The following is a 15,020-nucleotide window of genomic DNA, read 5'->3' as shown; positions in this document are numbered from 1 at the left end:
GGAGGTCGGGTGGCTGACTTTGCCTAAAACAACAGATAGTCGTGCCCGGATTTTTGACTCACGACGATGGCTGGCAACAGAGCGATTCGTTCGATTCTAAGAAGAAGAATCAGCGGTGGCGATCTTCAAAGACGCTTGAGCCAAATTCAGCTATTAATGCCTTAGCGTCTGAAGAAGCATTTTCTTAGCTGCTTGTCACCACTTCGACAAAAGCCGTTCAAGGCTTAAGATCAGACCTTGATGGCGCCTTAACAAAACGACCGCTAAGACGCTAAGCGCTTATAGCTTTCGCTTGACAGGATAGCTGCCGGACCAACAACCGCTTAAGGCTAAAAGCAACCTGCAAACGAAAAAATGCTAAGGTTATGCAATAGCTTAAACGAGCGAAGAGCATGCTGAATTTGACATCGGATCTGCATGGTAATGCCTTGCTATGTTCGCTTCCCGCGCCGGAGTGGAAAGAGATCGCACGCCATCTGGAGTTGATCGAACTGCGTAGCGAACAACGCCTGTATGATCCCGGCCAACAAATGCAGTATGTCTATTTTCCGACTACGTCGATCATCTCGCTTCTTCACATGGTGGAGGACGGTGCATCGACCGAGATTGCCGCCGTCGGGCGCGAGGGCATGACAGGTTTGCCGGTGCTAACGGGCGGCAAGTTCATGCCAACGCGTGTTCAGGTCCAGTTTCCCGGATCTGCGTACCGCATCAAGGCTCATGCGTTGCGTGAACTCATTGGCCGTTCGGCGTTCTTGCGCCGTTTAATGCTTCTATACACGCAGGCGTTGCTGACCCAGGTTGCACAGACAGCCGCATGCAACCGACATCATTCGCTGCGCCAGCAATTGTGCCGATGGTTATTGACGCAAGCGGACCGGGCGCCGTCAATGGTTTTGCGCGTCACTCAACAAGGCGTCGCGGACAGCCTTGGCGTGCGAAGAGAAGGCGTCACAGAGGCGACGGGCAAACTTCACGATGCAGGCTTGATTCGGCACGGCCGAGGCAGCATTGAAATTCTCGATCGCGTTGGTCTGGAGAAGCAGGCGTGCGCTTGCTATTGCATTTTAAGAAAAGAATTCGAAAAGATTCTGCGACCGCGACAAGTCGATCTCGCCTGAGCGAATTGGGTTTAGTGGCTGCATTGACGGTTGCTGGCAAGAAGCGCGTGGCTTGCAATTTTTTCGAGCGCTCTGGCGAAGGCTGATAGCCGCGCAGGCGCTGTCCGAAGCCACGCTATGGTCTAGCTAAATTAGACGCAAAGATTGCTCGTGACGCAACTGCGTACGCCTTAAACGAAGGCTGCGGCGCGCCTGAAGCGCGTGTGTACTTACGCGCCGCTTAACCCCATGCTGCATAATGCATCGGCTATTCCAGAACAAACCTTGGAGATGTCGATGCTGCTGTCTGAACAAAACGTACTCGTCACCGGCGGCGCGCGCGGACTGGGCGCGGCGATCACTGAAGCCCTCGCGCGTGAAGGCGCCAGTGTCGTCATCAACTATCGTCGTAGCGAAGCGCAAGCGAACGTGCTGGTCGAGCGGCTTGGACCGCGCGTCGTGGCGGTTCAGGCCGACATCACGGATCAGGCATCCGTCGCGCGTCTCTTCGACGAAGCGCTCGCTAAAAGCGGCCGGCCGATACATGCCGTCGTGAACAACGCGCTTGCCGAATTCAGCTTCGATGGCGACGCGCGACCGAAGATCGGCGATATCGAATGGACGCGCTTTCAGCAGCAGATCGAAGGCGCCCTCAAGGGCGCGCTCAATACGATTCAAGCCGCGTTGCCCGCAATGCGTGCCGCTGGCTTTGGCCGTATCGTGAATGTCGGCACCAACCTATTTCAGAACCCCGTCGTGCCGTATCACGACTACACGGCGGCCAAAGCGGCATTGCTCGCGTTGACGAGAACTGCATCGAACGATCTCGGACCGGACGGCATCACGGTGAACATGGTGTCCGGCGGACTCTTGCGCACCACCGACGCCAGCAGCGCGACGCCCGAAGCCGTGTTCGATATGGTCGCCGGATTCACGCCGTTGCGCCGTGTCACGACGCCGGAAGAATTCGCCGACGCAGTGCTGTTCTTTCTCTCACCGTGGGCGCGAGCGGTGACGGGACAGAACCTCGTCGTCGATGGCGGTTTGGTCAAGGATTGAAGCGTCTTGCTCACACATGATCTCTCGACAATTCCCAAGCACGGCTCTCGACTCAAGGCACGACATCATGGCTTATGAAAAGGTGAGCGTTTCCACTCGCGACGGTATGTGTCCCGTTCACGTTTTCACCGCCGATACGGCAACGCCTTCGCCAGCCATCGTCTTCTACATGGATGCGGGCGGCATACGTCCAGCTGTATCGGATATGGCGCAACGGCTGGCGAACGCGGGCTATGTCGTCCTGCTGCCAGACCTTTTCTATCGCTACGGTTCGTATGGGCCTTTCGATCCCGTGGAAGTATTCAAGGGCGATGTGCGAGCGATCCTCGGGCCACTGATGGTCACCACGGGTAACGCGAAGGCGGCCGAAGATACAGAAGCATTGCTTGCCTACATAGACACGCGCACGGACGTTGAACCCGAACGTATCGGCGCGGTCGGTTTTTGCATGGGCGGCGGCATGGCTATCACCGCCGCTGGCCAATATCCCGATCGCTTCGCGGCGGTGGCAAGCTTTCACGGCGGCAATCTCGCAACCGATGCCCCTGACAGCCCGCATCTCTCAGCGCCACGACTAAAGGCCGAACTCTATATCGCAGCGGCCGACGCCGATGGAAGTTACCCGTCATCCATGGCGCAGCGCTTCGAAGACGCATTGAAGCAGGCCGGCGTTCGGTATGTCGCTGAGACCTATACCGGCGCCGCGCACGGCTGGATGAAGCCGGATTTTCCGGTCTACGACCAAGAGGCCGCCGAGCGCGGATGGTCCACGATGATCGAATTCTTCGATCGGACGCTCAAAGGTCCGGTCTGAAATCTTCGCGCGATGATCATGTCGTCGCGCGATCGTCGCGAAGCTCCGCTTACGAAGTCCCTATCCGCCGTTACGTTGGTGCGGCGCGTCACAGCACTAATTACCTTCGTCGCATCCCACTAGACCATAAAGAGAAAAAACGATCGTAAGGTGTTCTCCTACTGATCCGCATGCGAACTAGTCAGTACATTTACAAAAACAAAACGGCTGACGCGATCGACCGAAGGCACGTTAGCTCATGCGTTCGATCCATGCATTCAAACGAGGAGAGAGACGATGTTCAGGAAACCGGACGATGACGCGAGCCAGAAGCACGGCGTAAAAGCGAGCGATGCGCGTCGCGAAGGCATGAGTCGGCGAGACTTTGCCAGATTACTCGGCGCCGCGCCGCTCGCGTTGCTCGTCGGGTGCGGCGGGGGCGGAGACGATTCATCCAATTCTTCAGGGACGTTGGCGCTCGATCCAACGGCCAAAGCCGCGAATCCAGACACTTACACCGACTTCGAATGGTACAAGTGGACGTTTCCCATCGACAAAACGCTGGATGCAGTCGGGACAGCAAACGACGGCGTCGGCCAGATGTACGTGCGGCTTTACACGCCAAAAACGGTGGCATCGACGACATATCCGCTGGTGGCTGTGCTGGGCGGGTTGGGCAACGACGCCAACATGACGGCCAACTTTTATGCCTCCAACGGCGCGGCGGATTTCGCAAACGCGGCCTTGCAGGCGAAGTATCCGTCATACATCGTGACGGTGACCGTGCCTTGGGAAGCATGCGTCAACTACGACGCCGAGATGGTCTATATGAACGCCATCGGCGAGTTGATGAAGGCCATCTCGACGCGCGTAGGCAATGTCGACTCGACGCGCATATACGCAACAGGCATCTCGCAGGGCGCGGGTTGGTCCTACGAAGCGGCATCGTTGCAACCCGATCTGTTCGCGGCACTCTTCATCAATTCAGGAACGGTCGTCCATACGACCTGGGGCAACGAAGCAGACCTGACCAAGTTAAAGGACGTCAACCTCTATATCGCGCACGGGGCGCAGGATCAGTACATTCCAGTGAACGAAGCGTACCGGGTGTACAACGACTTGTCCGCTCTCGGCAAACGCAACATCAAGCTGGACGTGGTGACGGGAACGCACGCGCTGTCGGGCACGCAGTATTTCCCGGCCACGCCCGTTACGAGTGTTTATCCGTGGCAGGACTGGCTCCTCACGCAGAAGAAGGGTGTGGGCTTCGATGGCCCCGTGCTTACCGAGGTCAGCCCCTTCTCCGCGTATCAGTGGGCGGGCCGCTCGGTATTACCGGATGTGCCAACTTGGGCTACCGACGTACCGTACGCAACGTGGACCGAGCCACAGGACAATCCGACCTGGGACACCATCAAGACCCGGCTTGCTGTTCCCACGGTGAACGGAACGAGCAGCGGCGGCTATGTGATCGGACGCTTTCGTATCGGCGACGAAACGCAGACCACCTATGACAGCGCGACGACGGCAACCGCGGGTCTCAAGTCCGGCCAATTGCTATGCATGACCATTCAGGGCTACACCGGTGCGTACGGGGACGACTTCGCCTCCTTCAACGCGAACTGGACCGTGGAATGGGCCGTGATGGCGGGGCAGGTTACGAGCATCGTCTTGACGAATCAGGCGAGCCCGGCGCCCATTGCCCGACCGAGCACGGTGAACTTGACGAACGGCGGCGGCCCGAACGTCAATAACTCGCTTGCGACGCCGAATGTTCTCGATGGCAAGCAGGTCTACCTGAGGATCGCTCTCGCGGACACTTACACGGGCACTGCGCTCAAGGTTTATGTGCGCTTCACCAAAAAGTTATCGAGTGCGCCGCGAGGGCCGGAATATGCGTCGTACTGGCATGTCGTGGACTTGCCCGTGAATCTGACTGCCTGATTTATCGATGTGGGAAAACGGCGCTTCATACTCATGCGCCGTTATTCCGCAATCGCGTCGGTGCCCGCTCGCTGGCTGCTGCTCGGTGCGCGGCATCGATCACCGGATCGAAGTCCAACGCATGGACGACCCGAACCATGCTATCGAAACCCTTGACCGTCTGCATGCGCTCGGCATTCGCCTGTCTGTCGACGACTTCGGCACGGGATACTCTTCTTTGTCGTACCCGAAGCGCATGCCCGTGCACGAGATCAAGATCGATCGATCCTTCGTCATGGGCATCACGGATCATAAAGACGACGAGACCATCGTGCGCTCGACCATCGATCTCGGGCACAACATGGGACTGAAGGTCGTGGCCGAAGATGTCGAGAGCGAACAAATGATGACGCGCCCGCGGGAGTTGCAATGCGATCTTGCGCAGGGATTTCATTTGAGCCGCCCGCTGCCGCCGGCCAAGCTCGAACTCTGGCTCGCGGGTTGGGTCGAGGAGAACAATCTGCGTTTCGCGTGAACTCATCCGCAGGTCACGTTCATCCGTTTTTCTCGTTCGACGACATTTCCGATGCAAGCCGATGCATGGACATCCATGCCGCCAGCGCACGAACGTGGGCTTGCTTCGATCAAACGATTGCTCGCTTCGAGCAGTCGCGCACAGCAGTGAAGGGGGCGCCGCTCGAAGTCATCGAGAAAAATAGTCGGGCAGCCGAAAGCCGTCATACGCGTGATTGCCGACGATGGCTTGCCTGAACGCATCCGAACGATACGCTTCGACGATATCGTCGGTGGTCTGCGAATGCTGGTTCGCGGCTTTCACCACGACCTGATTCACGTAGGGCGAAGTCATCTCCTCGAGCGCCAGCGCCGTGGTCAGGGCGTGTCCGCTCGATACCGCGAAGTTGCCCTGAATCGCCGCAAAATCCACGTCTTCCAGCGCGCGCGGCGCCTGTGCCGATTCGAGCAGCACGAGCTTGATGCCGGCAGGATTATCGGTCACGTCGCGCTCGGTTACATCGACAGGATTCGGATTCGGACGGATGCGAATCCAGCCGATACGCTGAAGGATCTTGAGCGCGCGTTCCAGATTGACGGGATCGTTGGGCACGGCAACCGTAGCGCCTTTCCGGACCTCGGCAAGCGCATGGTGCTTCGTGGAGAAAAGGCCCATCGGTGGCGTGGGCACTTGCACCACGCCGACGAGATCGGTGCCGTTGCGGTCGTTATAGGACTTCAGATACACGCTGTGCTGCATCACGTCGGCCGCTATCTCGCCGCGATACACCGCCTGGTTCGCTTCCAGGCCGGTGCTGAACTCGACGTAGCGCACGGTGTAGCCCTTCTTCGAGAGTTGCGGTTCGACGCCCTGACGAAACTCGTCCGCGTAAGGGCCGGGCACGAAGCCCACTCGCAGTGTGTGCGCGGCATTGTCCGCGGCGAAGCCGGGCGAGATGAAGACAGCTTGGCTCAACGTCAGCGCGAGCAGGAACGTCCTGAGTTTTACCGGTGCAATCATAGGAATGAGTGGGCTGAACGAAAGCAGAAATCGTATCAACGCAACCCATGCGGGCGGAACAGATTGATCGAGCTAACCTTAGTCCGCAATGCGATAACCGAGGCTTCGCATCAATCGATAGTCTGTCGCGCGAGTTCGACTCTGGGCAGCGCAATGCCATGCCGCTCGCGAGCCGCTTGACGCGTCGCATCGATTTCCTTTTGCTTGCGAAGTTCGTCCCAACCCAGCACCTGTGCCGCGATCTCCGCGCCTTCGAGCAACAGCGCGTTCGTCAGATGTCCGGAGATCGCGATCGTCGTGCGACGGAAGAATAGGTCCGCAAGACGCGTGACCATGTCATGCGCGCACAGGTACTCGATCTCGCGCACCGTGAAGTCCGATGCGCTGCCAAAGGGCCGATCCGGTGCGCCCGCGCAAAACGCCGCGACTGCCGAAGCAGTCGTGCCATAGCGCGTGAGCAAGCCGTCGGCACGCTCGGCCGACACCCCATACTGTCGAACGACATCGCCGATCCATTCGGCCCGTGCATGCGCATCGCGCGGAAAATCGCGGCCTCCGCCGATCGCCGTGTGACGCGTGCGGACGGCGCGTGAGCGTCCGAGGCGTACGAGCGTGTCGTCGGTGACCGTTTCGGCGAATCCGCGAAACGTCGTCCACTTGCCGCCGACGAGCGATAAAACCGGGACTTGCGTGCCGGCAAGACGATCCACATGCATCGCGTGATCGCGGCTTACATCGCCGGGATCGGCGGCATTGGAATAGGGCAGCGGGCGCACGCCGCTGTATCGGAACGCAATGTTCGATTCGTTCAACACCACGCGTGGAAAAACTTCCCGCAGCGCGCCGAGCATGTAGGCGACTTCATCGTCCTCGCAGCGCACGGCGTCGGGCTCGCTTGTGCGGATATCGGTCGAGCCGATCAGCAACTTGTCCATGAAGGGATAGATGAGCGAGATGCGCCCGTCCTTCGAGCCGTAGTACACCATGCGGCCGCGCAGTTGCGCATGGAGCTCGGGGTGATCGACGATCAGATGCGAACCCTTCGTCCCGCCGATGTACTTGCTTTTTATGCCGAGCGAAGCATTCACGCTGTCGATCCACGCACCGCCCGCGTTGACGACGACCTCGGGCCGCACCGCGACGAGCTCGTCCGTTACGAGGTCGCGCAACCACACGACGCCGCCCTCGACGCGCTCCACGCTCGTGTAATTGGCCGCCGCCGATTGCTTGCACGCGGCAAGCCCGTCCGCGACGAGTTCGAAATTCAGGCGTTCGGCTTGCGTCACCTTGGCGTCGTAATACGTGGCGGTCGCCTTGATTGCCGGATCGAGCAGCGGCAGGTCTTTAAGCGACTGCGCTCGCGTCGCGAGATGATGACGCGGCATCGTGCGGTCGTGCCGTCCCAAGAAGTCGTACATGGCAAGGCCGATCTTCGAGATGATCGCGCCGCGATCCGCAAGCTTGGCCTTCATGCCGAAGAAGCGTCGAGCGGACGCCACCATGCCGCCGAAGTACGAGTGAATCGGCAGCACGGTTTCGAGCGGCAGCACGTAATGCGGCGCGTTCTTCAGCAACAGGTTGCGCTCCAACGTCGACTCGGCGACGAGGCGAAACTCGCCCGTCTCCAGATACTTCACGCCGCCGTGTATGAGCCGCGATGGCGCGCTACTCGCACCGGCGGCAAAGTCGGTCTTGTCGATCAACAGGCAGTCGACGCCTTGCAGCGATAAATCGCGAAACACACCCGCGCCGTTGATGCCGCCGCCCACGATCAACACGCCGATCTTCGGGCTCTGCTTCAACCGGTCGAGAAAGAAATTGCGGTTTCGTTCTGTCATCGAAATTCTCCGGCTTCAATGCGAGGTGGCCGCGCGGTCGAGCGCGGGCCACAAGGGCTGAACTGCGGCGATGAGTTGCGACCAGAGCGCGTACGCGTCGTCGAGCTTCGCGTGGCGTTGCGGGTCCGGCGCATGCGTGCGCGCAACGCGGCAGGCGCGCGCCACGGCATCGGCAAGCGAATCGAAAACGCCCACGCTGACGCCTGCGCAAAGCGCCGCGCCGAGCGCGCTCGCCTCCTGACTTTCGGGTATGTCGATAGCGATGCCAAGCACATCCGCGAACGACTGCGCAAGCAACGGACTCGACGATCCACCGCCCGTCAACCCCGCACGATGCGCCGGAAAAGCGCTCGTCAACGCTTCGATGTGCCAGCGGTGATTGAACACCATGCCTTCGAGCACCGCACGCGCCAGATGCGCGCGCCGGTGCCACGAGCGCAAGCCGAAGAACGACGCGCTCGCCGGCTGCTCGAACGGAGAACCGAACAGGAAGGGATGAAACATGACCGAACTCGGTTCGGCCGACACCGCCTGCACTTCGTCGCCGATGAGATCGAACAGCGAGCATCCGCGCCGTGCCGCTTCCTGCGTTTCGTGCTGAAAGAGTTCGCGCAAAGCCCAATCGACATTGCTCGACGAAGCGGGCGAAATCGACATGTTCATCCACTGGCCGGGCCGTGTGCCGTTACGGCACGACCAGCGCGGATCGAGTTGCGGCCGATCCGACAGTATTTCGTTGATGCTGAACGTTCCCGCCGTCACCGACAACACGCCCGGTTGGGCGTTGCCCATGCCGAGCGCGCTCGACGTGACGTCGTGCAGCCCGGTTGCGACGGGCGTGCCTTCCTTCAAGCCGGTTTGCGATGCGGCAAGCGCCGTCACGCGGCCGGCCTGCGCCGTGGACGCGACGATGGGTGCGAGCGCCTGGCCGATAGTCCCCAGGCCGTAGAGCGCCATGACCTCGGCGCTGTACTGCTGCGTGTTGACATCGGTGAAGGACGAACTGGCTTCGGTTGGATCGGTGGCGGGGACGCCCGTGAGACAGAGCCGCAGCCAGTCCTTGCAAAACAGGACATGGCCGATCCGCGCGAAGCGCGCTGGCTCGTTGAGCTGAATCCATTTCAGCAGGCTGACGGCGGCGTACGGATAAGGCTGCTGTCCGGTCAATGACAGCGCCCGTTCCAGCACGCCTTCCTCGCGCCAGCGTTCCCGGACGTCGAAGGCGCGGCTGTCGAGCGAGAGAATGCCGGCGCCGAGCGGCGCGCCCGCGCGATCCACGAGATAGAGCCCATCGCCGTGTCCGGTCACGCCGACGGCCGCAATGGAACCAGGCGCGATCTCGCTCAACGCATCGCGAATGGCGCCACAGGCCGCATCCCAGGTTTCTCGCATGTCCCGTTCGACATGGCGCGCACGCGGCTGCCGCTGTTCGACGCGCCGGCTGCCCACCGCGACGGTGCGCCCGGCCGTGTCGAAAACAACCGCTTTCGTGGCTGTCGAACCGCTGTCGACGCCGAGCAGATACGTCTCCATCGTGTCTCCGAATTTTTTGTTGCATCGCGTCAAGCCGACATTTCGCCTTCGGATTGCGCGATGCTTATCTAGGGTTATAGCGGATGGTAATCGAGGATCGGGTTGCCTATTGTGCTTACAGTGAAAAAAATTTCAGCACGTAGAAAAAATATCACTTCAACGTGCGCACGGAGACGACATGACGAAATCCGCCGACAGGCGTGACGCCGAGGACAGTCTTGCGATTCGCGCGGCGTGGCTGCACTACGCCGCCGGTCAGACGCAGGCCGACGTCGCGGCTCGTCTCGGCGTGAGCGGTGTCAAGGCGCATCGGCTGATCATGCGAGCGAATCAGAGCGGCGCGGTCAAGTTCACCATCGACGGCGATGTCGCCGAATGCGTCGTGCTCGAAGCGGAGCTTGCGCAGCGCTTCGGTCTTAGCTATTGCGAAGTGGTCCCCGATCTGAACGAAGGCGATCTGCCGCTGCGCGCCCTTGGCGTCGCTGGCGCGCACTTCATGCAGCGCGAGATCGCGACGCGGCAAGGCGGCGTGATCGGTATAGGACACGGGCGAACGCTCGCGGCCGTCGTGGAGAACATTCCGCGCCTGGACGCGGGCACGGTGCGCTTCGTGTCCTTGCTTGGCGGCGTCACGCGCAAATACACGGCAAATCCGTATGACGTGATTCACCGGCTCGCCGAGCAAACGGGCGCGGTGTCGTATGTGCTGCCGCTGCCGTTTTTCGCCAACAAGGCCGAGGATCGCGAAGTGTTGCTGGCGCAGCGTGGCGTGCGCGAAGTGTTCGACATGGCGGCGCATGCGGATCTGATGGTCGTCGGTATCGGATCGGTGAATGCGGACGCGCAACTCGTCGCATCGCAAATGATCGAGCCCGACGAAATTCAGGAGGTGCGCGACAAGGGCGGTCAAGGCGAATTGCTCGGACATTTTTTCAGCGATACCGGCCAATCCGTCGAAACATCGCTGGCGGCGCGCACGGTCGCGCCCGAACTCGACGACCTCAAGGGCCGGCGCATCATCGCGATTGCGGGCGGCGCGTCGAAGATCGCGGCGATTCGCGCGGTGCTCAATAGCGGCCTTCTGAGCGGATTGATCACCGACGAAGCCTCGGCGCTGGCGCTGAAGATGGAACCTGTCGCGACGGAGGCGGCGTGATGAGCGAGAACGCACGCGACCTTCTCATCGGCATCGACGCGGGGACCTCGGTCATCAAGGCCGTGGCCTTCGACCTGACGGGACGGCAGATTGCCGTCGCCTCGGTGCCGAACCGCTACACCACGAGCCCCGATGGCGCGGCGACTCAATCGCTCGATCAAACTTGGGGCGACTGCGCGAAGACCTTGCGGGATCTGGGCGCGAAGATCGAAGGTCTCGCGCAACGCACGCGCGCGCTGGCGGTGACGGGTCAAGGCGACGGCACATGGCTCGTCGGCGCAGGCAACAAGCCGGCGAGCGACGCATGGCTATGGCTCGACGCGCGCGCCGCGAACACGGTGCGGCTGTTGCAGGAAGGACCGGCGAGCCGCGCGCGGTTCCAGGCGACCGGCACGGGACTCGCCGCGTGCAGTCAGGGCGCGCAGATCGCGCACATGGCCGCGACGACGCCCGAAGTGCTCGAACGCACCGAAGTGGCACTGCATTGCAAGGACTGGCTGTATCTCAACCTCACCGGTGTGCGCGCCACCGATCCGTCCGAGGCGAGCTTCACTTACGGCAACTTTCGCACGCGCCAATACGACGACACGGTGATCGAAGCGCTCGGCCTCACCGCGTGGCGCGACCTGTTGCCGGAAATCATCGACGGCACGGAGATCATGCATCCGCTGACGTCAGACGCCGCCGCCGCGACCGGCCTGCTCGAAGGCACGCCCGTGTGTCTGGGCTTCGTCGATATCGTGCTGACGGCGCTCGGCGCGGGCATTCACACGGAAGGCGCGACGGGCGCGAGTTGCTCGATCGTCGGCTCCACGGGCATGCACATGCGCGCGATGCACAACGCCGACATCCATCTGAACGCGGAAGGCACGGGGTACGTGATCGCGTTGCCGGTGCCGGGCATGTCGGCGCAAGTGCAGTCCAACATGGCGGCGACGCTGAACGTGGACTGGGTGTTGAATCTCGCGTGCGATCTGCTCGCGCAGTTCGGCACGAGCCTTTCGCACGGCGACCGGATGAAGTGTATCGACGGATGGCTGCAGTCGGGACGTCCCGGTGCGCTTCTGTATCACCCCTATATCTCCGATGCCGGCGAGCGCGGTCCTTTCGTGGACCCGAACGCGCGCGCGGATTTCATCGGACTCACGAGCGAGAGCCGCTACCCGGATCTGTTTCGCGCGGTGGTCGAAGGGCTCGGCATGGCCGCGCGCGATTGCTATACGTCGATGGGCATTCCAATGCCGGATGAACTGCGTCTCACCGGCGGCGCGACGCGTTCGCGCGCGTTGCGCGGCGTGCTCGGCGCGGTGGTCGGCGCGCCGGTGCGTATCTCGCTGCGCGAGGAAGCGGGCGCGGCGGGCGCGGCGATGATGGCGGCGGTCGCGCTCGGCGTGTATCCCGACATGAACACGTGCATCGCGCAATGGGTGACGCCGCTGCTCGGACAAGTGGAAGCGCCCGATGCGGAACTGACGCAGTTGTATGCGCAGCTTTTTCCCGCGTATCGGAAGGCGCGCGAGGCGCTCGTACCGACCTGGGATGAAACGGCGCGGTTGCTGAAATCGCGGCATCGGCCGAACGCGCTAGCCGCGGGCCTCAACTAACGTCGAACATGGAACGCTGAGATGAGCGAGAAGGATAGGGTGGACCTGTGTGTCATCGGCGGCGGCATCAACGGCGCGGGTATTGCGCGCGATGCGGCGGGCCGCGGACTGTCGGTGATTCTGTGCGAAAAGGACGATCTCGCACAGGGCACGTCGTCGCGTTCCGGCAAGCTCGTGCATGGCGGGCTGCGTTACCTCGAATACTACGAATTCCGGCTCGTGCGCGAGGCGCTGATCGAGCGCGAAGTGCTGCTCAATGCCGCGCCGCATATCATCTGGCCGCTGCGCTTCGTGCTGCCGCATAGTCCGGGTGATCGTCCCGCATGGCTCGTGCGCACGGGCCTCTTCATGTACGACCATCTGGGCGGCCGCAAGAAGCTGCCGGGCACGCGTTCGCTCGACTTGTGGCGCAATCCGGAAGGCGCGCCGATCAAGGACGAGTACCGGCGTGGCTTCGAGTATTCCGATTGCTGGGTCGACGACGCGCGTCTCGTCGTGCTGAGTGCTGTCGATGCCGCCAAGCGCGGCGCCGAAGTGCTCACGCGCACCGCATGCATCGGCGCGCGGCGCGAGGGCAATGCGTGGCGCGTCGAACTGCGCGACACGCGCACGGGATCGACGCGCGTCGTGAACGCACGCGCGCTCGTCAATGCGGCGGGACCGTGGGTATCGGATGTCATCGGGCGCGCGGGCGCGAAGTCGACGCGCAAGGTGCGGCTCGTGAAGGGCAGTCATATCGTTACGCCGAAGTTCTGGGACGGTCCGCACTCGTATCTCGTGCAGAACCACGACAAGCGCGTGATCTTCATCAACGCCTATGAGGGCGACAAGGCGCTCATCGGCACGACCGATGTGCCGTGGGACGGCGCGCCGGAAACCGTGCAGATATCGAACGAGGAAATCGACTATCTGCTGACGGCGGTGAACCGCTACTTCAAGCATCCGTTACGCAAGCAAGACATCGTGCAGACGTTCTCGGGCGTGCGTCCTCTCTACGACGACGGCAAGGGCAATCCGTCGGCGGTCACGCGCGACTACGTGTTCGATCTCGACGCCAGCGGCGGCGCGCCCTTGCTGAATGTCTTCGGCGGCAAGATCACGACGTTTCGCAAGCTCGCCGAACATGCGCTGCAAAAGCTGCAGCCGACCTTCCCGAAGATGGGCCCCGACTGGACTTCATCGGCGACGCTGCCGGGCGGCGACATGGAAGGCGCCGACGTGCCGCGCTTCATGGCGAGTCTGCAAAGCCGCTACGAGTGGCTGCCGCGCAATCTGCTGCGCTATTACACGCAAACCTACGGCACGCTGACCTCGCAGGTGATCGACGGCGCGGCCTCGCTCGCCGGTCTCGGCCAGCAGTTCGGACCGAACTTCCACGAAGCGGAAGCGCGCTACCTGATGTCGCACGAATGGGCCGAGTCGGCGGACGACATGCTCACGCGGCGCACCAAGCACGGCTTGCACATGAGCGCCGCGCAGAAGTCCGCGTTCGAAGCCTGGCTCGACGGCCTCGTGCGTAAATCCGCTTAAAGACACGAGACGAACATGGCATTCACGCTTGCACTGAACACGAATCCGCTGGTGAACCGCTTCGCCGAACCGGGCGACCTGGTCGACACCATCGCGCACGACATGAAAATCCGCGACGTGCAGTTGACGCACGAGTTCATCAATCCGTCGTGGCCGGCGGCAACCACGCGGCGGCTCACGCGCGAGATGCGCGCGGCGATGACGCGCACCGGCGTGCGGATTACCTCGGGCATGACCGGGCCGTATGGCCGTCTGAATCACTTCGGTCACCCGGATGCAGACGTGCGCCGCTACTACATCGACTGGTTCAAGTCCTTTGCGGATATCACCGCCGATCTGGGCGGCGACTCCATCGGCACGCAGTTCGCGATCTTCACTTACAGGGATTTCGACGATCCGCAACGGCGTGACGCGCTGCTGCAAACCGCGATCGATTGCTGGGCCGAAGTCGCCGAGCATGCCAAAGCGGCCGGCTTGAAATACGTGTTCTGGGAACCGATGTCCATTGGCCGCGAATTCGGCGAGACCATCGCCGCGTGCATGGCGCTGCAAGACCGCCTGAGCGCCGCGAACATGGCCATTCCCATGTGGATGATGGCCGACATCGACCACGGCGACGTCACCAGTTCCAACCCCGACGACTTCGATCCCTATGCGTGGGCGCGCGCCGTGCCGCGCGTGTCGCCGATCATCCATATCAAGCAGTCGTTGATGGACAAGGGCGGACATCGCCCGTTCACCGCGGAGTACAACGCGCGCGGCCGCATTCAGCCGGAACCGCTCATCGAGGCGCTGGACGCGGGCGGCGGGCGCGACAACGAAATTTGCCTGGAACTCTCGTTCAAGGAACGCGAGCCGACGGATCGGCAGGTCGTCGCGCAGATCGCCGAATCGGTGGCGTTCTGGGCGCCGCATTTCGACACCGGCATCGCCGATCTCAACATCTGAGG

12 protein-coding genes are annotated in these 15,020 nt (G+C 61.8%); 9 read left to right on the top strand and 3 right to left on the bottom strand.

Annotated elements, in window-relative coordinates; genetic code table 11:
• Nucleotides 1-392: 392 nt before the first annotated feature.
• The 5 genes from P9250_RS08270 to P9250_RS08250 all read left to right on the top strand — a co-directional run bounded on the left by P9250_RS08270 (nucleotide 393) and on the right by P9250_RS08250 (nucleotide 5,410).
• On the top strand, nucleotides 393-1,121 hold the full coding sequence (locus tag P9250_RS08270; RefSeq protein ID WP_244830457.1) for a Crp/Fnr family transcriptional regulator: 729 nt from the start codon (nucleotides 393-395) through the stop codon (nucleotides 1,119-1,121).
• 276 nt (nucleotides 1,122-1,397) lie between these two features.
• Nucleotides 1,398-2,159, top strand: a complete 762-nt coding sequence (locus P9250_RS08265) for a 3-oxoacyl-ACP reductase (RefSeq protein ID WP_250511214.1) — start codon at nucleotides 1,398-1,400, stop codon at nucleotides 2,157-2,159.
• Nucleotides 2,160-2,226: 67 nt separating this feature from the next.
• Nucleotides 2,227-2,973, top strand: coding sequence for a dienelactone hydrolase family protein (locus tag P9250_RS08260; RefSeq protein WP_250511215.1), 747 nt, complete (start codon nucleotides 2,227-2,229; stop codon nucleotides 2,971-2,973).
• A 276-nt stretch (nucleotides 2,974-3,249) separates the two neighbouring features.
• Nucleotides 3,250-4,896, top strand: coding sequence for a PHB depolymerase family esterase (locus P9250_RS08255; RefSeq protein ID WP_310392308.1), 1,647 nt, complete (start codon nucleotides 3,250-3,252; stop codon nucleotides 4,894-4,896).
• A 121-nt stretch (nucleotides 4,897-5,017) separates the two neighbouring features.
• Nucleotides 5,018-5,410, top strand: coding sequence for an EAL domain-containing protein (locus P9250_RS08250; RefSeq protein WP_310392305.1), 393 nt, complete (start codon nucleotides 5,018-5,020; stop codon nucleotides 5,408-5,410).
• A gap of 168 nt (nucleotides 5,411-5,578) precedes the next feature.
• Here P9250_RS08250 and P9250_RS08245 read toward each other — a convergent pair whose 3' ends face one another.
• The 3 genes from P9250_RS08245 to P9250_RS08235 all read right to left on the bottom strand — a co-directional run bounded on the left by P9250_RS08245 (nucleotide 5,579) and on the right by P9250_RS08235 (nucleotide 9,780).
• Nucleotides 5,579-6,409, bottom strand: coding sequence for a MetQ/NlpA family ABC transporter substrate-binding protein (locus P9250_RS08245; protein WP_250494731.1), 831 nt, complete (start codon nucleotides 6,407-6,409; stop codon nucleotides 5,579-5,581).
• A gap of 110 nt (nucleotides 6,410-6,519) precedes the next feature.
• The gene (locus P9250_RS08240) at nucleotides 6,520-8,247 is read right to left on the bottom strand and encodes a glycerol-3-phosphate dehydrogenase/oxidase (RefSeq protein WP_250511218.1); all 1,728 of its coding nucleotides are present in this window, start codon (nucleotides 8,245-8,247) and stop codon (nucleotides 6,520-6,522) included.
• 15 nt (nucleotides 8,248-8,262) lie between these two features.
• On the bottom strand, nucleotides 8,263-9,780 hold the full coding sequence (locus P9250_RS08235) for an FGGY-family carbohydrate kinase (RefSeq protein ID WP_310392302.1): 1,518 nt from the start codon (nucleotides 9,778-9,780) through the stop codon (nucleotides 8,263-8,265).
• A gap of 178 nt (nucleotides 9,781-9,958) precedes the next feature.
• Here P9250_RS08235 and P9250_RS08230 point away from each other — a divergent pair, with 178 nt between their 5' ends.
• Genes P9250_RS08230 through P9250_RS08215 form a run of 4 tightly spaced genes read left to right on the top strand, consistent with a single transcriptional unit; the run spans nucleotide 9,959 to nucleotide 15,018 of the window.
• On the top strand, nucleotides 9,959-10,936 hold the full coding sequence (locus P9250_RS08230; protein WP_310392300.1) for a sugar-binding transcriptional regulator: 978 nt from the start codon (nucleotides 9,959-9,961) through the stop codon (nucleotides 10,934-10,936).
• Entirely contained in the window at nucleotides 10,936-12,540 is a 1,605-nt protein-coding gene (locus P9250_RS08225; RefSeq protein ID WP_310392298.1) for an FGGY-family carbohydrate kinase, read from the top strand. Before P9250_RS08230 ends, P9250_RS08225 begins: the two co-directional genes overlap by 1 nt.
• A 21-nt stretch (nucleotides 12,541-12,561) precedes the next feature.
• Nucleotides 12,562-14,070: a glycerol-3-phosphate dehydrogenase gene (locus P9250_RS08220; RefSeq protein ID WP_310392295.1), complete on the top strand. Its 1,509-nt coding sequence runs from the start codon at nucleotides 12,562-12,564 to the stop codon at nucleotides 14,068-14,070.
• 15 nt (nucleotides 14,071-14,085) lie between these two features.
• Entirely contained in the window at nucleotides 14,086-15,018 is a 933-nt protein-coding gene (locus P9250_RS08215; RefSeq protein ID WP_310392294.1) for a TIM barrel protein, read from the top strand.
• The last annotated feature ends 2 nt before the right edge of the window (nucleotides 15,019-15,020 follow it).

This window comes from Caballeronia sp. LP006, from assembly GCF_031450995.1.
GTDB lineage: Bacteria > Pseudomonadota > Gammaproteobacteria > Burkholderiales > Burkholderiaceae > Caballeronia.
Note: the sequence above shows the minus strand (reverse complement) of the source record. Positions and strands in the feature narration are given on the sequence as shown.

What these genes read in the sequence shown, in the direction of transcription:
- P9250_RS08235 (WP_310392302.1), bottom strand. Translation starts at nt 9,780, where the DNA reads ATGGAGACGTATCTGCTCGGCGTCGACAGCGGTTCGACAGCCACGAAA.
- P9250_RS08240 (WP_250511218.1), bottom strand. Translation starts at nt 8,247, where the DNA reads ATGACAGAACGAAACCGCAATTTCTTTCTCGACCGGTTGAAGCAGAGC.
- P9250_RS08225 (WP_310392298.1), top strand. Translation starts at nt 10,936, where the DNA reads ATGAGCGAGAACGCACGCGACCTTCTCATCGGCATCGACGCGGGGACC.
- P9250_RS08230 (WP_310392300.1), top strand. Translation starts at nt 9,959, where the DNA reads ATGACGAAATCCGCCGACAGGCGTGACGCCGAGGACAGTCTTGCGATT.
- P9250_RS08215 (WP_310392294.1), top strand. Translation starts at nt 14,086, where the DNA reads ATGGCATTCACGCTTGCACTGAACACGAATCCGCTGGTGAACCGCTTC.
- P9250_RS08220 (WP_310392295.1), top strand. Translation starts at nt 12,562, where the DNA reads ATGAGCGAGAAGGATAGGGTGGACCTGTGTGTCATCGGCGGCGGCATC.
- P9250_RS08270 (WP_244830457.1), top strand. Translation starts at nt 393, where the DNA reads ATGCTGAATTTGACATCGGATCTGCATGGTAATGCCTTGCTATGTTCG.
- P9250_RS08245 (WP_250494731.1), bottom strand. Translation starts at nt 6,409, where the DNA reads ATGATTGCACCGGTAAAACTCAGGACGTTCCTGCTCGCGCTGACGTTG.
- P9250_RS08260 (WP_250511215.1), top strand. Translation starts at nt 2,227, where the DNA reads ATGGCTTATGAAAAGGTGAGCGTTTCCACTCGCGACGGTATGTGTCCC.
- P9250_RS08255 (WP_310392308.1), top strand. Translation starts at nt 3,250, where the DNA reads ATGTTCAGGAAACCGGACGATGACGCGAGCCAGAAGCACGGCGTAAAA.
- P9250_RS08250 (WP_310392305.1), top strand. Translation starts at nt 5,018, where the DNA reads ATGGACGACCCGAACCATGCTATCGAAACCCTTGACCGTCTGCATGCG.
- P9250_RS08265 (WP_250511214.1), top strand. Translation starts at nt 1,398, where the DNA reads ATGCTGCTGTCTGAACAAAACGTACTCGTCACCGGCGGCGCGCGCGGA.